This window comes from Streptomyces sp. NPDC052101, from assembly GCF_040680235.1.
Classification (GTDB): Bacteria; Actinomycetota; Actinomycetes; order Streptomycetales; family Streptomycetaceae; genus Streptomyces.
Genome location: NZ_JBFAWH010000013.1, coordinates 189,292 through 207,273, shown reverse-complemented (window position 1 = coordinate 207,273; position 17,982 = coordinate 189,292). Strand labels below are relative to the sequence as shown.

Annotated in this window: 19 protein-coding genes and 2 pseudogenes; 2 read left to right on the top strand and 19 right to left on the bottom strand. The window is 70.4% G+C overall.

The genetic code is table 11. The features are described 5' to 3' along the window. The 13 genes from AB0L75_RS23935 to AB0L75_RS23875 all read right to left on the bottom strand — a co-directional run bounded on the left by AB0L75_RS23935 (window position 1) and on the right by AB0L75_RS23875 (window position 10,694). A complete protein-coding gene (locus AB0L75_RS23935) occupies window positions 1-585 on the bottom strand; it encodes a hypothetical protein (RefSeq protein ID WP_365184125.1) in 585 nt (194 codons plus the stop codon). 16 nt (window positions 586-601) lie between these two features. Continuing rightward, on the bottom strand, window positions 602-1,150 hold the full coding sequence (locus tag AB0L75_RS23930) for a pilus assembly protein TadG-related protein (RefSeq protein ID WP_365184123.1): 549 nt from the start codon (window positions 1,148-1,150) through the stop codon (window positions 602-604). A 50-nt stretch (window positions 1,151-1,200) separates the two neighbouring features. Then, a complete protein-coding gene (locus AB0L75_RS23925; RefSeq protein ID WP_365184121.1) occupies window positions 1,201-1,398 on the bottom strand; it encodes a hypothetical protein in 198 nt (65 codons plus the stop codon). Between the two features lie 125 nt (window positions 1,399-1,523). After that, window positions 1,524-2,276, bottom strand: a complete 753-nt coding sequence (locus tag AB0L75_RS23920) for a response regulator transcription factor (protein WP_365184119.1) — start codon at window positions 2,274-2,276, stop codon at window positions 1,524-1,526. Window positions 2,277-2,290: 14 nt separating this feature from the next. Then, window positions 2,291-3,547 (bottom strand): histidine kinase, encoded by a 1,257-nt coding sequence (locus tag AB0L75_RS23915; RefSeq protein WP_365184116.1) that lies wholly within the window; start codon window positions 3,545-3,547, stop codon window positions 2,291-2,293. A gap of 334 nt (window positions 3,548-3,881) precedes the next feature. Continuing rightward, on the bottom strand, window positions 3,882-4,769 hold the full coding sequence (locus tag AB0L75_RS23910) for a DUF5936 domain-containing protein (RefSeq protein ID WP_365184114.1): 888 nt from the start codon (window positions 4,767-4,769) through the stop codon (window positions 3,882-3,884). Between the two features lie 16 nt (window positions 4,770-4,785). Then, window positions 4,786-5,730, bottom strand: a complete 945-nt coding sequence (locus tag AB0L75_RS23905; protein WP_365184111.1) for a type II secretion system F family protein — start codon at window positions 5,728-5,730, stop codon at window positions 4,786-4,788. 10 nt (window positions 5,731-5,740) lie between these two features. After that, entirely contained in the window at window positions 5,741-7,078 is a 1,338-nt protein-coding gene (locus AB0L75_RS23900; protein ID WP_365184109.1) for a CpaF family protein, read from the bottom strand. A 10-nt stretch (window positions 7,079-7,088) separates the two neighbouring features. After that, complete coding sequence (locus tag AB0L75_RS23895) at window positions 7,089-7,439, bottom strand: TadE/TadG family type IV pilus assembly protein (RefSeq protein WP_365184107.1); 351 nt, start codon at window positions 7,437-7,439, stop codon at window positions 7,089-7,091. A gap of 1 nt (window position 7,440) precedes the next feature. Then, window positions 7,441-7,833 (bottom strand): TadE family protein, encoded by a 393-nt coding sequence (locus tag AB0L75_RS23890; protein ID WP_365184104.1) that lies wholly within the window; start codon window positions 7,831-7,833, stop codon window positions 7,441-7,443. Between the two features lie 17 nt (window positions 7,834-7,850). Then, a complete protein-coding gene (locus tag AB0L75_RS23885) occupies window positions 7,851-9,083 on the bottom strand; it encodes a P-loop NTPase (protein ID WP_365184101.1) in 1,233 nt (410 codons plus the stop codon). A gap of 12 nt (window positions 9,084-9,095) precedes the next feature. Further along, a complete protein-coding gene (gene cpaB / locus AB0L75_RS23880; RefSeq protein ID WP_365184100.1) occupies window positions 9,096-9,803 on the bottom strand; it encodes a Flp pilus assembly protein CpaB in 708 nt (235 codons plus the stop codon). Window positions 9,804-9,863: 60 nt separating this feature from the next. Then, complete coding sequence (locus tag AB0L75_RS23875; protein ID WP_365184279.1) at window positions 9,864-10,694, bottom strand: hypothetical protein; 831 nt, start codon at window positions 10,692-10,694, stop codon at window positions 9,864-9,866. 381 nt (window positions 10,695-11,075) lie between these two features. On the opposite strand from AB0L75_RS23875, the gene AB0L75_RS23870 reads away from it, so the two are divergent. Continuing rightward, the gene (locus AB0L75_RS23870; protein ID WP_365184098.1) at window positions 11,076-12,794 is read left to right on the top strand and encodes a glycoside hydrolase family 18 protein; all 1,719 of its coding nucleotides are present in this window, start codon (window positions 11,076-11,078) and stop codon (window positions 12,792-12,794) included. 69 nt (window positions 12,795-12,863) lie between these two features. Next, a complete protein-coding gene (locus tag AB0L75_RS23865) occupies window positions 12,864-13,505 on the top strand; it encodes a CatB-related O-acetyltransferase (protein ID WP_365184095.1) in 642 nt (213 codons plus the stop codon). 40 nt (window positions 13,506-13,545) lie between these two features. Here the strand turns inward: AB0L75_RS23865 and AB0L75_RS23860 are convergent, their stop codons facing one another. From AB0L75_RS23860 to AB0L75_RS23835, 6 genes and pseudogenes are all read right to left on the bottom strand, one after another. Beyond that, entirely contained in the window at window positions 13,546-14,097 is a 552-nt protein-coding gene (locus tag AB0L75_RS23860; protein WP_365184092.1) for a hypothetical protein, read from the bottom strand. 73 nt (window positions 14,098-14,170) lie between these two features. Then, window positions 14,171-14,305, bottom strand: a pseudogene (locus AB0L75_RS23855) (hypothetical protein); the annotation flags it as partial. A gap of 91 nt (window positions 14,306-14,396) precedes the next feature. Continuing rightward, window positions 14,397-15,391 (bottom strand): annotated as a pseudogene (locus AB0L75_RS23850) (transposase); the annotation flags it as partial. Between the two features lie 279 nt (window positions 15,392-15,670). After that, entirely contained in the window at window positions 15,671-16,081 is a 411-nt protein-coding gene (locus AB0L75_RS23845; RefSeq protein ID WP_365184090.1) for a RidA family protein, read from the bottom strand. A 16-nt stretch (window positions 16,082-16,097) separates the two neighbouring features. Continuing rightward, entirely contained in the window at window positions 16,098-16,859 is a 762-nt protein-coding gene (locus AB0L75_RS23840; RefSeq protein ID WP_365184088.1) for an IclR family transcriptional regulator, read from the bottom strand. Continuing rightward, window positions 16,856-17,884: a sugar kinase gene (locus tag AB0L75_RS23835; RefSeq protein ID WP_365184086.1), complete on the bottom strand. Its 1,029-nt coding sequence runs from the start codon at window positions 17,882-17,884 to the stop codon at window positions 16,856-16,858. Before AB0L75_RS23835 ends, AB0L75_RS23840 begins: the two co-directional genes overlap by 4 nt. Between the last annotated feature and the right edge of the window lie 98 nt (window positions 17,885-17,982).

The window sequence follows — 17,982 nt, the reverse complement described above, 5'->3', positions numbered from 1 at the left end:
TCATCCGGAGATCTTGATGGTGGCGGAGGAGAACGTCGGCAGCTGGAATTCCACCCCGTCCGTGTTCGCGGGTGGGGCCGGGAACTGCATGAACACGGCCAGGGTGGCGCCGGCCTTGAGCGCGGTGAAACCGGTGGTGGTCAGCGGGCGGCCGTCGGTGTCCCGCAGCACGTAGTACCGCTTCTTGCCCTGCGGATCGACCAGCGTGGCGCCGCCGAAGGACTTGCCGTTCTTGATGATCTCTGTTTCGGTGCCGCTCAGCGCGGAGGGGATCACCATGGTCTGGGCTCCGTCGTTCTTCAAGGTGCCGTTGACCGTCACAAAGCCGCCCGCATCGCGTTGAGCGGAGGTGATCTGGAGCAGCAGGCCGTCCGACCCGTGCAACTCGGCCAGCGGCTGGTCCGACTGCCCTTCCTGGGCGCTCGGGCCGGAGCCACCGGTCCGGGACGCGGACGCCGAACTGCCCGGCTTCTTGTCATCGCCTCCGCCGCCTCCGCCGCAACCGGCCACACCGACGGCCAGACCAGCCGCAACGGTCAATGCGACCATCCCCCTGCGGGCCTTCGCAGTGAACCGAATGCTCATCGCTTCGCTTCCTTCGTCATTGATCGTTCGCTGGTGAGTCGGCCAGGTGGACGTCGAAGAGGTCTTGAGGCTTCGGGAGCCCGGTCGTGTCGTCCGGCTTCGGATGCCAGACCTTGTCCCTGCAGGTCAGTTGGGGCAGGTCAGCACCCTTGGCACCGTCAGCGGGGAGCTTGAACTTACAGAGGGGTTCGATCACGGCGATCGCGTGCGCCGTCGCATGCTGGTTCTCGGTGCCGGGTACGACGGAGTCGCCCACGGGCTTGATCGTCGTCGCGTCGACTTTGTAGCTCCGCGGCCGTCGGAACTGGCAGCCCGCCGTCGCGCCGTTGTCGGAGGCGAGTTGGACGGCACGCGAGCAGAAGTCGACGCCCCCGACCCCGTCGAAGATGTCCTGCCACTTGGTCGGGTCGCCTACGTCAGCCACCCACATGCCCGCGAGCTGGTCGCGGGTCTTCTGGGCTGCCGCCAGCGCCGCCGCGTCCGCCGCTGTCTGTGCGCTGCTCCGGTTCACCGCGGCCTGGCCCACCGCAAGGTAGGCCAACGCAAGAAAGAGCAGGCCCGCCACCACCGTGATGTAGATGGGGAAGGCCTGCCCTGCATCGTTACGCGGGGGAATCAGCCACCGGTCACTTGGGTGATCTTGCTCGTGATCGCATCGAAGATCGTCTGGCCGATGCTCGTCCCCGTGATCGCCAGGACGATCGCCACCACCACCGCGATGATGCCCAGGTACTCCACGGCGGTCTGGCCCTTGTCGCTGCGGGCGACCCGGGCCTGCAGGTATGCGACGGTGGTGTTGAACCAGTTGCTCATGGTGGTCCCCTCCGGGTTCGCCTGCGATCCGGACAACGTAGGCCGGAACCGCGTACCTGCCAGAGGGCCCCTGGGCCCAAGGCCGGGCCCATTCGGCGCCGTTGGCACTCCCCCGCGCCCTCACCTCACGCCACCCCCAGCCACTTCGCGGCCGCCTGGGACCTGGTGGTGGTCTGGAGTTTGGCGAAGATGCGGTTGATGTGGTTCTTGACCGTCTTCTCGGAGATGAAGCAGGCGGCGGCGATCTGCTGGTTGGTCATGCCGGACGCGATGAGGTCCATGATCTCCGCCTCCCTCGCACTCAGCCGGAAACGTGAACGGAACGACTGTCCCATAGAGGATTGCAGTTGCGAAAGCTCTTGGGGCGAGTTTTCGCCTAAGAAGTACGGGACTTGAGGGTTTGCGTGTGCAGGTGTGTTTGCCCGTAGCTGCATCAGCAACGCCTTCGCCGCTCCCGGCGTCACATGCGGCCGGCCCTCCCGGACATCCCGGACCGCCCTCACCAACTGCTCCGTCGTGAACTCGCCGTGTACCAGGTATCCCCCTGCCCCCAGCCGCAACGCCTCCCGCACGGTCTCCGTCTCATGGCTGTAGGTGAGCATCATGACCGGCGCCAGCCGCACCAGGTGCGGCAATGCCGAGATTCCGTCGACTCCGGGCATGCGGACGTCGAGGAGGATGACGTCCGGGCGGTGTCGTAGCGCCGCCTCGTACGCCTCACGGCCGTCCGTCGCCTCCGCCACCACCGTGGTGTCGTCCCGGCCCGAGAGCAGGGCCGTCAGGCCCGCCCTGACCACGGGGTTGTCGTCGGCCACCAACAGGCGCAGCGGAGGAGGGGACGGTGGGGGAACCTCCGGCCAGGGCTGACTGTGCTGCATGGCGCTGCCTCCTCTCAGGGTTCTGCGGGTGCGGTCGCGGAGTGGTTCAGGGCGGACAGGGGAACTTCCACGCGTACCTCCGTGCCCCGTTCGTGTCCGCCCCTGCCGATACGGATCCGGGCGCCCATCTGTGCGGCCCGTTCCACCATGCCGAGCAGACCGAAGTGGCCGGACGCGCGCAGGCCGTCCAGCGTGGTGCCGGCCGGCAGGCCTCGGCCGTCGTCGTGGACGGTCAGGCGCAGCAGCTCACCGTGGACCGCCGCGTGTACGTCCACCTCGGTCGCGCACGCGTGGCGGTGGGCGTTCTCCAGCGCCTCCGCCGTGATGGAGAGCAGGTGGCGGGCCAGGGGGGCGGGGAGCGGGGGGAGGGCGGCGAGGGTGTTCGGGGGCGGGAGTACGCACGTGGTGTTCAACGCCGTACGCGAGGTGAAGTCCCGGATGTACGCGTGCAGTTCCGGCCAGAACGGGACGTCCTCCGCCCCGTCCGGCGGCGCCTGCTGGCGCAGGTCCCTGAGCAGCTCCCGTGACTCCGTCGCCGCCCTGCGCGCCGAGCGGGACACCAGGTCCGCCTGGGCCCTGATGCGGGCCGGATCGGGAGCCTCCGTCGAGGCCGTCGCCGCCAGGCCGTCCGCCGCCAGGGCCACGCCGTACAGGGTCTTGGCCACCGAGTCGTGCATCTCGCGGGCCAGTCGGGCGCGTTCCGCGCTCACCGCCTCCGCCGCCGCAAGGCGTGCCTGGACCGTCGTCAGGGCCTGGGTCGCCGCGCCGAAGCGGAGCATCAGGTTGCGCAGGGTCGAGCCCATGGCACCGGCGATCACGCACAGGCCGGGCAGGAGGAGGGCCTCGGCGACGGGTGCGTGCCGGTCGGCCTTCAGGGTGGCGTGGACCAGCAGCAGGATCAGGGACTGTAGGGAGGCGAAACAGGCCGCGCCCCGCCAGCTGTAGACCAGCCCGGCCAGCAGCGGGGTGCAGACGCTGACGTAGGCGAGGGTGGTGTCCGGGCCCGCCGAGATCAGGAGGAGGGAGCCGACGAGGGTGTCGGCGGCGAGCAGGCTGGGGTGGCGCAGGAGGAGGGGACCGAAGCGCTCCCAGTCGCGGAAGAGGACGTAGGACGCCATGAAGGTGACGACCACGGCCCCGCCGACCAGGCGGACGCCCAGTCCGGGGGCCGCGTGGAGCAGGGCGGCGGGGGCGGCGAGGGCGATCATGGCCAGGCGGAAGCCGAAGACCTGCCGGCACATCGCCTGCAGCGCGCTGACCTGGATCTTCATGGAGGGTTCGGGCGTGGTGGCCGCCGCTGTGCCGGACGTCGTGCTCGCCCGGCCCGTTGTCGCACGGCGCGCGAACCGGCCGGTGAGTCCCCTCAGCCCCGCACCGGCAGACGTCCCGCTCCGCCCCCTCAGCCCTGCACCGGCAGACCTCCCGCCCCGCCCTCTCAGCAACGCACCGGCAGACGTCCCACCCCGCTCCGTCAGCGACGCACCGGCAGACGCCCCTTCCCGCCCCGCCAGCGACGCACCGGCAGACGCCCCGCCCCGCCCCCGCAACCACGCACCAAGTGCCCCGCTGCTCCGTCCCGTCACCCCGGTCACCGCCATCCCCGTCTCACTTCCCCGTGAGTGAACCGAAGTCCACGCCGGAGCCGAGGATCAGGCCGGCGCCCAGCAGGAGCATCGTGGCCGGGACCATGAACGTGGTGATCATCAGCGTGGCCTTGGGCACCGCGCGGGCGGCCTTGCGGCGCGCGTTCTGGGCGTCGGTGCGGCGCATGTCCTTGGCCAGGGAGACGAGCGTGTCGACGATCGGCGCGCCCAGTTCCTCGCCCTGCTGCAGTGCCGTCACGAACATCGCCACCTGCTCGGAGTCGTTCCTGCGCCGCAGTTCCGCGAAGGCCTCGCGGCGGCTCATGCCGAGGTCCATCTGGCGCAGGGTGATGCGGAGTTCGTCGGCCCAGGGGCCCTCGTAGCGGGAGGCCACGCGGTCCAGGGCCTGGCGGAAGCCGAGCCCCGCGCTGACCACCACCGCGAGCACGTCCAGGAAGTCCGGCAGGGTGCGCTCGATGACGTCCTTGCGGACCCGGATCGCCGACCAGATGCCGACCTCCGTCCAGAACGCCCCGAAGAGCAGCAACAAGACCGCCACGAACCACTGGCCGCGGAGCAGGAACACCAGGAAGCCGACCACGCCCAGCGCGCCGTACACCGCCCGGCGGGCCGCGTAGCGGTCGATGGTCAGGCCGCCGGGGTTGCCGGCGAGGTCGATCTTGCGGCGGTACTTGGCGACCAGGCGCGGGCCCATCAGCCGCAGCACGGCGGGGGCGTAGCGCATGCCCATGCGGTCGATGACCGAGCCGACCGCACCGGTGCGGGTGGCGCCGACCTCCAGGGCGACGGCGAGGTCCCCGGGGAGCCTGGCGTCCGCGCGGTACATGCGGATGCCGGTGAAGGCGCCCCAGACGCCGAGGCCCATCAGCAGCGCGAGCAGGAATGCCATGGAGTCCGCGCCCCCCTCAGACGTCGATCCGGCTCAGGCGGCGGATGAGGACGAAGCCGACGGCGTACATCGCGAACGCGATGACCACACAGGCCTGGCCGATCGGCGAGCCGGTCATCCGCTCCAGCGCGCCGTGCTTGACGCCGTTCATCAGGAACAGCGCGCCGACGCCGAGGACGGGGACGGCGTACGAGGTCATGGTCACCTGGGAGAGCTGGGTGCGGACCTCGCGTCTCGTCTCCTTGCGTTCCTCCAGCGTCTCGGTCAGGTTCCGCAGGGCGGAGACCACTTGGCCGCCCGCCCGGTTGGACAGCACCAGCGTCGTGACCAGGACGACCAGCTCGCGGGACGGGAGCCGGTCGGCCAGCTCGCCCAGCGCGTCGTCCAGGGACTGGCCGATGGCCAACTGGTCGGCGACCTTGCCGAGTTCCTCGCCCGCCGGGGCCTCCAGCTCCTCCGCCGCCATGCCGATCGCGGTGCGCAGGGCGAGGCCCGCCTGAGTGGCGTTGGCCAGGATGCGGGCCAGTTCGGGGAGTTGGTTGATGAAGCGTTCGATGCGCTTCTGGCGCTGCCAGTTGAGGAACTGTACCGCCGCCCAGATGCCGAGCACTCCGGCGAGCGGGCCGAAGAAGGGGGCCAGGGTGGCCTGGCCGATCAGCCAGAGCGCGGCGACGGCGGCGAGCATGGAGACGAAGAACTCGCCGGGGGTGACGTCCAGACCGGTCGCCGCCAGCCTAAGCTGCAGCCAGCGGCCGAGGCGGGTGCGGCGCAGCCGCCGGTCCAGGTCGCGGAAGCGGCGTCTGCGGCCGGTCGCCGGCACCGGGCCGGTGTGCGTGAGACGGTCCACGAGGGCGGCGCGCTGGGCCCGGCCCGAGGCGTAGACGTGCACGCCGGCCACCGCCAGGACGCAGGTCAGCAGCGCCACGCCGGTGGTGAGCTGGACGAGGGTGCGGAGTTCCATGGTCCTGGTCCTACCTGGCTTCTCGGGTGGTGAGTTGGTCCGCCGTGTGGGCGACTCCGAAGGCCTGCGGGATGGGCTGGCTCGCCATGTAGAGGCGGTCGGCGGTACGGCGGGGCAGCGGGAAGTACTGGAAGGCGCCGTACACACGGCCGTCGGGGGTCATGGGCTGGGCGTCGAACCGGGCCACGGTCGCGATCCGGTACGGCTCCCCGCCGTGGCTGTCGAGGAGCGCGATCTCGGTGATCCGGCGCGCGCCGTCGGCGAACCGGGTGAGCTGGACGAGGACGTCGACCGCGCTGTTGATCTGGTCGTGCAGCGCTGCGAAGGGGACCTCGACGTCGGACATGGAGGCGAGGGTCTGGAGCCGGGTCAGGGCGTCCTCGGCGCTGTTGGCGTGCACGGTGGCGAGGGAACCGTCGTGACCGGTGGACATCGCCTGGAGCATGTCGAGGGACTCACCGCCGCGGACCTCGCCGACCACGATCCGGTCCGGGCGCATGCGCAGGGAGTTGCGGACCAGGTCGCGGATGGTGACCTGGCCCTTGCCCTCGACGTTCGGCGGCCGCGCCTCCAGGCGGACCACATGCGTCTGCTGGAGCTGGAGTTCGGCGGAGTCCTCGATGGTGATGATGCGTTCGTGGTGCGGGATGAGCCCGGAGAGGGCGTTGAGCAGGGTGGTCTTCCCGGTGCCGGTCGCGCCGGAGACGATGATGTTGAACTTCGCCTGCACCAGCCCTGCCAGCAGATACACCATGTGCTCGTCGAGCGAGCCGAAGGAGATCAGCTCCTGCAGGGTGAAGGAGCGCGGGAAGCGGCGGATGGTGAGGATCGGGCCGGTCAGCGACAGCGGCGGGATGATGACGTTGACCCGCTCGCCGGAGGGGAGACGGGCGTCGACCATCGGATTCGACTCGTCCACCCGGCGGTTGACCGTGGACACGATCCGCTCGATGGTCTGCATCAGCTGGTCGGCGGAGGCGAACCGGAGCGGCAACTGCTCCACGCGTCCGCCGCGCTCGACGAAGACCGCGTCGGCGCCGTTCACCATGATCTCGGTGATCGACGCGTCCTCCAGCAGCGGCTCCAGGATGCCGAGGCCGAGCGCCTCGTCCACGACCCGGCGGATCAGCTGCGAGCGCTCCACCGTCGACAGGACCGGGCCCTCGCGGCTGATGATGTGCCCGAGCACCCGCTCGAGGCGCGCCCGCCGGTCGGCGGCGGCCAGGGCGCTCATCTCCGCGAGGTCGATCTCCTCCAGCAGCTTGGCCCGGTAGGAGGCGACCAGATGCGCGTCCTCGCCCCGGCTGCCGTGCTCCTCCGGAGTACTGATGCGTGCCCGCAGACTCATGGCTCCTCGCTTAGTGGTCGAGCGGCATGGTGGCGGACTTGACGGCGGGGTCGAAGTGCCAGCCGGGGACGATCTGGGGGATGCCCACGGTGGCGGTGACGGTGACCGAGCCGTCTCCCGCTCTCCGGTCGCACTTCACCGTGATCACGCTGCTGACGGCTTCGGAGCACGCCTGCTGCGCGTCCTGCTCCAGAGAGGCCGCCCGCGCCCCCGCCCGGGCCGCCGTGCTGGCCTGCTCGGCGGCGTAGGCGACGGCCCCGATCTGGATGCCGGCCATGGCCACGATCAGGAGGACCGGGATGAACCCCAGGTACTCGATGGCGACCTGGCCCGCGTCCCGCCGCTTGTGCCGGTACGACATCTCAGTGCTTCACCTCCTCGACGGCGCCGGCGTGGCCGTGCACGGTGGCGGGAAAGGAGAACAGCCCGGGAAAGAGGACCGGGACCCGCAGGGAGACGTCGGCCGTGACATAGCCGGAGGGACTGCAGTCCACTGCCGCGTCCTCCTTCCACCCTGCCGACAGGTGCTTCATCCCGGCCGCCGAGCAGGCCGCCTGACGTGCGGCACCCTGTGGCGCCGCCGTCCCCGCCCGCACCCCCTCGTCCGCAGCATTCCCGGCCAGCGTGAAGGTGTACCCCACCAGCACGGCCTGCCACACGAGCACCAGCGTCAGGATGATCAGCGGCGTCATCCCCAGGAACTCGATGCTCACCTGCCCGCGGTCGCGGTCCCGGTCCCCACCGGGCCGTCTCATCACCCGCTCACTCCCGCTCACTCCTTCCGCCGCCGGAATCCACCCGAGCCGCGCCCGCTCCCCCGATGCGCCCCCTCGCCCGCCTTCACCAGCCCCAGCTCCCCGGCGAGCCCCCACAGCGCCTGCTTCACGGAACTCCTGCTGTCCAGCTCGTGGACCCGCCCCGCGTCCACGACGGCCTGAAGTTCCTTGAAATTGGCGGGAATGGCCGTACGCGCGAGCGCGGTCCCGGTGATGCGCTGCACCAGCGCGGGCTGGATCTCCGTGCTCCGCGTATGCCGGTTGACGACCACCGTCGTCTCCTCGGCCTTGCGGATCTGCAGCCGGTCCCACATCCGTACCGTCCGCTTGGCGGCGCGTACGGAGACGACGTCCGGGGTGGTGACGAGCAGGGCGGTGTCGGCCATCTCCACCACGGCCGCGCCGGCCCCGCTGAGCTGGGCGCCGCAGTCCACCACGACCACCTCGTAGCGGGAGCGCAGGGCGCTGACGATCTGGCGGGCGGCGCGGTCGGTGACCTCCTCGCCGCGTTCGCCCTCGGCGGGGGCGAGGAGCAGGGCGAGTCCGGTGTCGTGGCGGAAGACGGCGTCGGCGAGGACGCGGGGCGAGATGTCGGTGATCGTGGCGAGGTCGGCGACGGACCGCCGGAACTGGATGTCGAGGTAGGAGGCGATGTCCCCGGTCTGGAGGTCCAGGTCGACCAGGGCCGCCGTCCGGCCGGAGGCCTGCGCGGCGAGGGCGAGATGGATGGCCGCCAGGGTGGCGCCCGTTCCCCCCTTGGCGCCGCTGACCGTGACGACCGTACCGCCGGCACCGCCGAACACGTCGGCGCCGTGGCCGAGATGGCGCCGTACGCCGGTGGACCACTGGGCGACGGCCTGGACCCGGCTGGCGAGTTCCTCGTACGACAGCGGAAGCGCGACCAGGCCGCGGGCGCCGGAGTCCATGGCGGCCGAGAACAGGCCGGGGCTCGCGTCGGTGGTGACGAGGATGACGCCGACGGCGGGGAAGCGCAGGGCGACCTCGCGGATCAGCTCCAGGGCCGGAACCGGGCCGATCCGCTCGTGTACGACCACGACCTCGGGCAGCTCGTCCACCGACTCGGCGGCGAGGCGGGCGAGGGTGTCGACGAGTTGGGTGGAGTCGCCGACCGGCGGCTGCGGCTCGGCGTCGGGGAGCTGGCTGAGGAGGGTGACGAGGGAGCGGACGGCGTCGGGGTCCGCGCCGGCCGGGAGGATCCTGGTGGGCATGCGGGCCGCCTCTCACTTGTCCGTCGCGAGTTCGTAGGTGCGGTCCTTGTCGGGGACGCTGGTCTCGCCGCCGGGGGCCACCAGCGCCAGCCGGACGCGCTGGGCGAAGGACTCGGCGTAGGTGATGCGCTGGGCGTCGAGGGTGGACAGCGCGAAGGTGATGGGGACGGCCTCGGTGGGCTGCTGCTGGTTCTTGCTGCTGTCGGGGTCCAGGGCCGTGATCCGGCCGACGTCGAGGACCCGGGCGTCGGTGACGATGATCTTGGACTGGTCGGGGTCGCCGTCCTTCTTGCCCTGGAAGGTGGCGTACACGTTGACGCGCGCCCCCGGGGTGATCTTGCCTGCGACGCCCGTCGCCGCGTCGATCATGATGGCGACCTCCTGCTGTCCGGGCTGGAGGGCGGGCTGGTCGACGATCATGTCGGTCTGCAGCAGGGATCCGGCGCGCAGGGTGGTGACGGCGATCTTGCCCTGGATCTGGCGGAGATCGGTGACCGCGTTGCCGGACAGCCACCGCCTGGGCATCTCGATCTTCTCGAACTGGCCCGTGTCCAGCGTGGTGTACGGCTTGACGTCGGACCTGACCCGATAGGCGGTGACCTCGGGACCGACCTTGGAATTCGCGTTGTGGACGACGGAGAGCACACCGGCGAACGCGCCGAGAGCGCACAGGACCGACAGGATCAGCAGTATCACGCCGCGGCGCTGACGGGAGTTCATGAGCCGTGCAACCTCATTGGGGGAATCGGTCGGGCGGGATGTGGATCAGGTGCGGTCGGGTCAGGCGGGCGTGCGTTGTTCCAGGGCGCGGGGCGGGGCGGGTTCATGGACGGGCGGGGTGGCGGAGCAGAAGACACAGCGGTCGCCGATGACGTCCAGGCCGCACCAGTGGCAGCTGGTCTGCCGTACCGAGGCGACCAGTTGGTACAGGACGGACAGATCGGCGAGGTAGCTGCAGAACTCGGTCATGCGGCCCGTCCCCCACCACACGGGGGACTCGGCGGGCAGCGGGACCTCGCGCAGCCCGTGCACGCTCCACTGCCCGGCGAGCCCGGCCACCCAGTCGCCCTGCGCCTGCTGCGCTCTGGCGACGAGCATCCAGGTGTTGAAGTCGGGCCCCTTGAGGGTGGCGCCGGGTGCGGTGCGCACGAGCTGCGGCTCCGGATGCGCGAGTACGGCGAACTGGCTGCCGGGCATCCAGGACTTGGCGTGCGCCTTCAGCCCGACCGGCACCCGGTCCAGCCGGGCCACCGAGCCGAGGACGGCGCCGGCGTGGATGTAGTGGGTGAGCAGCCGTCCGGCGGAGGCGAGCACGCCGGGGCTCAGATCGCAGGAGGCGAGCTGGCGCAGCTGGCGGGCGATCACGGCGACGCCGAGGGGCGGCAGTTCGGGCCGGAAGAATGCGATGCGGTCGCTCTCCAGCAGCGAGCGCAGGGTGTGCAGCCGTCGCAGGACGGGCTGGGGAGTGGCCCGGGAGCAGACGACCACGAGGTAGCCGTACTGCTCGGTCAGGGTGTGGAGTTCGGTGAGCGCGTGCTCCAGCGGCCGCTGGTCGAGGCCGCTCAGCACGACGGCCGGCATGGTCCGTTCGTCCTGCGCCGGCAGTGCCATGTCGGCACTGGTCACGGCAATGGCAGTTGGCACGCGCAGCTCCCCGTTCTTCACACTCGCCGGCCCACCGGAGTAACTCCCGTACACCGCAACGACTTCACTGCGTGACTACGTGAGCACTGTATCCACGGCCGAATGGCCGGAGAACAGCGTTTGTGAAGCTCATGTGCAACTCGCTCGGAACAAGTCCCGGCAAATCCGGACAGGTTGAGCGGGTATACGGAAACGCATTTGGTCTGGACCTCTTGACACCCTGATTGGTCTGGACCAACTTGTACGCCAACGGTGGCCACTTCTCCCCTTGATCGCCGTTTCCCTCCCCCTCCTTCCTTCCCTCCTCCCCGCCGAGCCGGCACGCCGAACTCCCCACCGGAGGCCCCAGTGGACCACGCACCAGGCATACCCAGACCCCGCGGACGGCGAATCTCCCTGTGGTCCGCCACCACCGCCCTCGCCCTCTCCGTCGCGGGCCTCACCGCGGCCGCAGGCCCGGCCTCCGCGGCGGACGTCAACAACGTCAAGAACGCGGGCTTCGAGTCGGGCCTGACCAACTGGACCTGCACGGCGGGCAGCGGTACGACCGTCTCCTCCCCCGTGCACTCCGGCTCCTCGGCGCTGAAGGCGACGCCCGCCGGCCAGGACGACGCCCAGTGCACCCAGACGGTCGCGGTCAAGCCCGGCTCGACGTACACGCTCAGCGCGTGGGTCCAGGGCGGCTACTCCTACCTGGGCGTGACGGGCACGGGCACGACCGACGTCTCGACATGGACCCCCGACACCACGTCCTGGAAGCAGTTGTCGACGACCTTCACCACCGGCGCCTCCACGACCTCCGTCACGGTCTACACCCACGGCTGGTACGGCCAGGCGGCCTACTACGCCGACGACGTCTCGGTCTACGGCCCCGACGGCGGCGGAGGCGGCGACCCGGCCCCGACGGTGCCGTCCGCACCGTCCGGCCTGACGGTCTCCTCCACGACCTCCTCCGCGGTCTCCCTCTCCTGGTCCCCGGTCTCGGGCGCGACGGGTTACAGCGTCTACCGCGACGGCACGAAGGTGACGGCGGTGACCGGAACGTCGGCCACGGTGACCGGCCTGACCGCCGCCACGTCGTACACCTTCCAGGTGACCGCGACGAACCCGGCGGGCGAGTCGGCCAAGTCGGCGTCGGTGACGGCCACCACGTCGTCCTCCGGAACCAGTGGCGGCGGCCCCCTCCCCAAGCACGCGGTGACGGGCTACTGGCAGAACTTCAACAACGGCGCGACGGTGCAGAAGCTGTCGGATGTCCCGTCGTCGTACGACATCATCGCGGTGGCCTTCGCGGACGCGACGTCGACACCGGGAGCGGTGACCTTCAACCTGGACTCCTCCGGCCTGGGCGGCTACACGGTCGACCAGTTCAAGGCGGACATCAAGGCCAAGCAGGCGGCCGGCAAGAAGGTCGTCATCTCGATCGGCGGCCAGAACGGCACGGTGTCGATCAGCGACTCGGCGTCGGCGGCGAACTTCGCGAACTCGGTGTACGCGCTGATGCAGACGTACGGCTTCGACGGCGTCGACATCGACCTGGAGAACGGCCTCGACGCGACGTACATGACACAGGCACTGAGGTCCCTCTCCGCGAAGGCGGGCTCGTCCCTGATCATCACGATGGCCCCGCAGACGATCGACATGCAGTCGACGTCCAACTCCTACTTCCAGACCGCGCTGAACGTGAAGGACATCCTCACGGTCGTCAACATGCAGTACTACAACAGCGGTTCCATGCTGGGCTGCGACGGCAAGGTCTACAGCCAGGGCTCGGTCGACTTCCTCACCGCCCTCGCCTGCATCCAGCTCCAGGGCGGCCTGGACCCGTCCCAGGTGGGCCTCGGCCTCCCGGCCTCGACCAGCGCGGCGGGCAGCGGCTATGTGTCGCCCTCCGTGGTGAACAACGCCCTGGACTGCCTGACGGCGGGCACCGACTGCGGTTCGTTCAAGCCCGCCAGGACCTACCCCGGCCTGCGGGGCGCGATGACCTGGTCCACGAACTGGGACGCATCGGCGGGGAACGCGTGGTCGAACGCCGTGGGAGCGCATGTGCACGCGCTGCCGTGAGCCATGAGCACCCGAGCAACGCGATCATGGACCGGTCACTGGCCATCGACCGCCGAGGAGCCGAGCCCCATGCCTGTACCCGCCGACCCGACCGTCCTTCGTCCGATGCCCGGGCAGCCGCGGGTCGTGCTGCTCAAGCCGCTGGTCAAGTCCCCCCTGATCGAGGTCGGGGAGTACTCCTACTACGACGACCCGGACGACCCGACCGCGTTCGAGACGCGCAACGTGCTCTACCACTACGGGCCGGAGAAGCTGATCATCGGCAAGTTCTGCGCGCTGGGCACGGGCGTGCGGTTCATCATGAACGGCGCCAACCACCGCATGGACGGCCCCTCGACCTTCCCCTTCCCCACCATGGGCGGCTCCTGGGCCGACCACTTCGACCTGCTGACCGGCCTGCCGAACCGGGGGGACACCGTCGTGGGCAACGACGTCTGGTTCGGCCACGGCACCACGGTGATGCCCGGCGTACGGATCGGACACGGCGCGATCATCGCCTCCGGCGCCGTGGTCACCGGTGACGTGCCCGACTACGGCATCGTCGGCGGCAACCCGTCCCGCCTCATCCGCACCCGCTACGACGCCCGGGACATCGCCCGGCTGCTGGCAGTGGCCTGGTGGGACTGGCCCGCGGAACACATCACCGAGCACGTACGCACGATCATGTCGGGCAGCATCACCGAACTGGAGGCCGCGGCCCCGAACGCCTGAGGCGGGCACGGAAGCCCGGTGGCGAGCAGCTGGTCGGCGACTAGTCGCCCTCGAAGTACGCGTCCAGGACCGCGTCCAGCTGCTCGTCCCACTCCTTGAAGCGAGACCTTGCCGTCGCCTCGATCTCGATGGGGTACCAGCGGCGGTCCGGGGTGTGCACGGTGATGGTGTAGCGCTTGCCGAAGCGGGGGGACTCCGTCTCGACCGCGGCGATCTCGTCCCAGCGGAATGCGCAGGACTCCTCGTCCAGGCGGAGATGGACGCCCTTGCGGTCGGCCACGATCTTCGCGCGGCGGTCGGCGGCCTCGAAGACCGGGCCGCCGTCCGAGCCGTCGTCCGCGCCGTCGTCGTCCGCGGGCTCTTCGGTCTCCTCGGCCGTCCCCGCGCTCGCGGCGGGTGCTTCCGCGTCCTCCGGCTCTGCCGGTACCGCCTTCGTATCCCGCGGTTCCGGCTCCTCGGACGCGGCCGGTGCCGGGGCCGGGGCCGTGAGGCCGGGGATGAACGCCGGGTCGAAACCGGCGCCCGTCACGGGCTCGGCCTTCAACGGCTCGGCCTCGGACGGCTTGCTGCTCGCTCCTATGCGCTGCTCCACGGCGGCAGTATGGACGACTTCCCTGTGCCGGAACCAGTCAGCCCACTCATCCCCGGGTTCACTCACGTCACGTTCACACGATCACGCTCACCGCCGCCGCCACCGCGAAGCCCGCCACCGACAGGACCGACTCCAGCACCGTCCACGTCCGCAGCGTGTCCCGTTCGCTGATGCCGAAGTACTTGGCGACCATCCAGCTGCATCCATCAGCGCGCTCCGCGCGCGGGCACCGCCGTTGACATGCGAGGCGAAGGTGACTCCACCCACCGCTATAGGCGGCGGGCTTCCTACGTCGGTGGCTACGCCTCCGCGCAGAGGACCAGCCCGGCCCTATGTAGGACATTCAAGGCGCCTACGCGGTCGGCGTTTCCCACCAGGCCGCAACTGACGCACTCGAACTTTGCTTGCTTGACGCGGTTCTCCTTCGCGACGTGCCCGCATCCGCCTATCTCCGGCGGGCACGTGCGGGAGGTGTTGCGGGCGTCCACCGGGATCACTCGGCGAGCGGCACTCTCAGCCTTCTGCGCCAGGATTCCGAGAAACTGTCCCCAACCCGCGTCGAGGATACTTTTGTTGAGCCCGGCCTTCGCGGCGGCACCGTTCGCAAGGAACACTCCGGGCTGTTCAGGGTTCGGCTTGGGCGCGGGCGCTTTGGTCATTCCCGCTGTGTTCAGCTTCTCGTGCCCGATCACGTCGTGTTCACGGACGAGGGCGAGAGCCTGCTTGTGGTGGTAGTCGAGACGCTGGCGCCGGATCTTGGCGTGCAGCTTGGCAACCTTCCGTGCGGCGGCGCGGTGCTTCTTCGTGCGGCGCTTGGTGCGCTTGGGGAAGGTGGAAAGGTGCTGATCGGCAGTGGTCAGCTCATCGGCCATCGCATCGAGGAACTTCGCGTTCTCGACGTGCACTCCGCCCGAGTCGGTGAAGAAATGCACCGTGCCCATGTCGATGCCCAGATACTGCCCGTGGCCGGAAGCGGCTCGGCGGGCACCTCGTCACAGGCGAGGACTACGTACCAGCGCCTGCCCTCGCGCTTGACGCTGATCGTCTTCACCCTGCCGCGCACCGGGCGGTGCTGGTGCACCCGGATGTGCCCGACGCCTTGCAGGCGTACTCGTGTCCGGGCGTCGTGCGGGGTGGAGTCCCAGCGGCACCCGTCCCCGTCCTTGGGAAAGGTCACGGTGTCGAAGTGCCCGACGCCCTTGAACCTGGGGTATCCGGGCGTCAGACCAGCCTTCACCCGCTTGAAGAAGGCTTGGAACGCCTTGTCCAGGCGGCGCAAGGTGGCCTGCTTGGTCCCGAAGAGCCTGCTCTTGGCACGTAGTGGGACGAAGGAGGAACTTGTACGCCCGTATCACGAGGCATCCCTCTTCTCCTTCTGCCAGAGGTGCTCCCACAGCGCCCCTGCGGCGGGCGCCTGCTGGTCGAGCCCTACCTCTTGGGGCGCTGTGAGAGAAAGACGCGCACGGCAACCGCGGTCGCGCGCCGCGCTTTCCCTCATGTCCCCTCCCCGTCAGCTCTTTGATCTCATCAACGGCATTACCGCGAAAAGGTCACGAGTTCGAGTTGCGATCAATCAGTCGAGTACCGCAAGGGCGTCGATCTCGATCAGCAGCCCCTTGGGGAGACCGACATACACCGTCGTACGGGCGGTTGCCGGCTGGGTGAGGCTCTCCTTCTCGAAGTACGCGTCGTAAATCTCGTTCATCTCCGCGAAGTGGTCCACGTCCGTCAGATAGACGCGGAGCATCATCACGTCGTCCCAGCTCGCGCCGCCCTCTTCGAGGATCGCCCTGACGTTGGCGAGGGTCTGGAGGGTCTGCTCGCGCAGGGTGGGGCCGGCGGGCGTCGGGGGCTTGCCGTCCTCGGCGGGCAGGAAGCCGACCTGGCCGGCGACCTGGAGGATGTTGCCCTTCTTCACACCGTGGGAGAACCGGGCGGGCGGGGTGGTGTGGGTCTTCGGGGTGAGGGCGGTCTTCTCGGTCATGCACGGTCCTTGTCTGTCATTCGGGGTCGGCCACTGGCGTTCTTCCGGAGTACTCACCGCTGATCGCGTCCGCGGTACGGCGGACCTGCGGGAGCAGGGTGAGGAGTTCCTCGGCGGTGACGACCACGTTCGGCGCGGACACCGACATCGCGGCGACCACCCGGCCGTCGGCGCCGCGGATGGGGGCGGCGACGCAGTTGATGGACTCCTCGTGGCCGCCGAGGTCGGTGGCCCAGCCCTGTTCGCGCACCTTGTCCAACTCGCGCAGGAATGCTGTGGAATCGGGGGTGGAGCGGGGCGTGTAGAGGGGGTAGTCGAGCTTGTCCGCGAGGGCGTGGCGCTCGGGTTCGGGCAGGTCGGCGAGGAGGAGTTTGGCGACGGCGGCGACCGTGATGGCGACGGGCTTGCCGATCCGCGAGTACATGCGGACCGGGTAGCGGCTGTCCACCTTGTCGATGTAGAGGACCTCGCCCTCCTCGTACACGGCGAGGTGCACGGTGTGGCCGCAGGCCTCGTTCAGCCGGGCGAGGTGGGGGTGGGCGATCTCGCGGATGTCGAGGCTCTCCATCGCCTCCTGGGCGAGCGCGAAGAGGCGGGCGCCGAGGCGGTAGCGCTGGTCGGACTGGCGGTAGACCAGGCCGTGCTCGTGCAGGGTGCGCAGCAGGCGGAGTGCCGTGGACTTGTGCACGCCCAGGCGGTCGGCCACCTGGCCGAGGTCCGCGGGGCCCTCGGCGAGCAGCGGCAGGATGCTCAGGGCGCGGTCTACGGTCTGACTCATGGGGTGTTCGCCTCCTCCGTGGCCCGCTCGGCCTGCGTCCAGCCGGGGGCGAGTCGAAGTCTCCCCCATGCGGTGTCGTCCAGGGCGGTCAGGCGGTCGGCGTGGTCCCGGGCGGGGGGTGCGGCCAGGTCGCCGGGGGCGGTGAGGGCCGCGGCGGCGAAGAGGTGGCCGCAGCGCAACCGGGTCCTGAGCGGGAGGCCGCGAAGGGTGCCGGAGAGGAAGCCCGCGGCGAAGGCGTCCCCGGCACCGGTGGTCGCCACGACGTCCACGCGGGGGGCGGGTTCGAAGGCGGCGCGGGGTGCGCCCGCCTCGTTCCCGAACGCCGTCGCCCCCTTCACCCCCTGTTTCACCACCACGACCGCCGGCTCCGGCAGGGCCGCCCGGATCGCCTCCGGGCCGCCCGTGATGCCCCAGGCCCCCTCCGCCTCGTCCTCGCCGACGAAGACGATGTCCGCTCGGCGGGCCAGGTCCAGCAGCGTCAGAGGGCCCTGCGCGCTGCGCCACAGGGCCGGGCGGTGGTTCACGTCGAAGGAGAGGACCGGGCGCCCGGGGCCGGGTGCCGTCAGGGCGTGCATCAGGGTGCGGCAGCCGGCGGACAGTGCCGGGGTGATGCCGGACAGGTGCAGCACCCGGCCGGCCCGCACCGCCGCGAGGTCCACGGTGTCCGGGGACATCGCCGAGGCCGCCGAACCCGCCCGGTAGTACGCGACCTCGTGCGCGCCCGTGCCCCGCTCACCGGCCGTGCGGAAGTAGACGCCGGTCGGGCGGGCCGGGTCCCGGGACACGGACGAGACGTCGACGCCGTACCCGGCGATCCGCTCCAGCAGATGGTCGCCGAAGCCGTCCGCACCCACCCGGCCGACCCACCGCGCGCTGTGCCCGGCGGCGGCCAGCACGCAGGCCACGTTGGACTCGGCGCCGCCGATCGCGCGGTGGAAGGAGGGCACGTCCGCGAGGCGGCCCGGCCGGCCGGGCAGGAAGGTCACCATGGACTCGCCGAGCGCGACCACGTCCACGACATCCATGGCCACACCCTTCACGGCGTAAGCAGCGTCGTTGATGATGACTCCTGTCCGATCCCCGGGTCACGGCTCCGTTGACCCGATGTCGGCGAGATGCTAGA

Bases quoted from the DNA above. Each gene is read 5' to 3' on its own strand.
- AB0L75_RS23935 (WP_365184125.1), bottom strand. From the start codon at position 585: ATGAGCATTCGGTTCACTGCGAAGGCCCGCAGGGGGATGGTCGCATTG.
- AB0L75_RS23925 (WP_365184121.1), bottom strand. From the start codon at position 1,398: ATGAGCAACTGGTTCAACACCACCGTCGCATACCTGCAGGCCCGGGTC.
- AB0L75_RS23920 (WP_365184119.1), bottom strand. From the start codon at position 2,276: ATGCAGCACAGTCAGCCCTGGCCGGAGGTTCCCCCACCGTCCCCTCCT.
- AB0L75_RS23915 (WP_365184116.1), bottom strand. From the start codon at position 3,547: ATGAAGATCCAGGTCAGCGCGCTGCAGGCGATGTGCCGGCAGGTCTTC.
- AB0L75_RS23910 (WP_365184114.1), bottom strand. From the start codon at position 4,769: ATGGCATTCCTGCTCGCGCTGCTGATGGGCCTCGGCGTCTGGGGCGCC.
- AB0L75_RS23905 (WP_365184111.1), bottom strand. From the start codon at position 5,730: ATGGAACTCCGCACCCTCGTCCAGCTCACCACCGGCGTGGCGCTGCTG.
- AB0L75_RS23900 (WP_365184109.1), bottom strand. From the start codon at position 7,078: ATGAGTCTGCGGGCACGCATCAGTACTCCGGAGGAGCACGGCAGCCGG.
- AB0L75_RS23895 (WP_365184107.1), bottom strand. From the start codon at position 7,439: ATGTCGTACCGGCACAAGCGGCGGGACGCGGGCCAGGTCGCCATCGAG.
- AB0L75_RS23890 (WP_365184104.1), bottom strand. From the start codon at position 7,833: ATGAGACGGCCCGGTGGGGACCGGGACCGCGACCGCGGGCAGGTGAGC.
- AB0L75_RS23885 (WP_365184101.1), bottom strand. From the start codon at position 9,083: ATGCCCACCAGGATCCTCCCGGCCGGCGCGGACCCCGACGCCGTCCGC.
- cpaB (WP_365184100.1), bottom strand. From the start codon at position 9,803: ATGAACTCCCGTCAGCGCCGCGGCGTGATACTGCTGATCCTGTCGGTC.
- AB0L75_RS23875 (WP_365184279.1), bottom strand. From the start codon at position 10,694: ATGGCACTGCCGGCGCAGGACGAACGGACCATGCCGGCCGTCGTGCTG.
- AB0L75_RS23865 (WP_365184095.1), top strand. From the start codon at position 12,864: ATGCCTGTACCCGCCGACCCGACCGTCCTTCGTCCGATGCCCGGGCAG.
- AB0L75_RS23845 (WP_365184090.1), bottom strand. From the start codon at position 16,081: ATGACCGAGAAGACCGCCCTCACCCCGAAGACCCACACCACCCCGCCC.
- AB0L75_RS23840 (WP_365184088.1), bottom strand. From the start codon at position 16,859: ATGAGTCAGACCGTAGACCGCGCCCTGAGCATCCTGCCGCTGCTCGCC.
- AB0L75_RS23835 (WP_365184086.1), bottom strand. From the start codon at position 17,884: ATGGATGTCGTGGACGTGGTCGCGCTCGGCGAGTCCATGGTGACCTTC.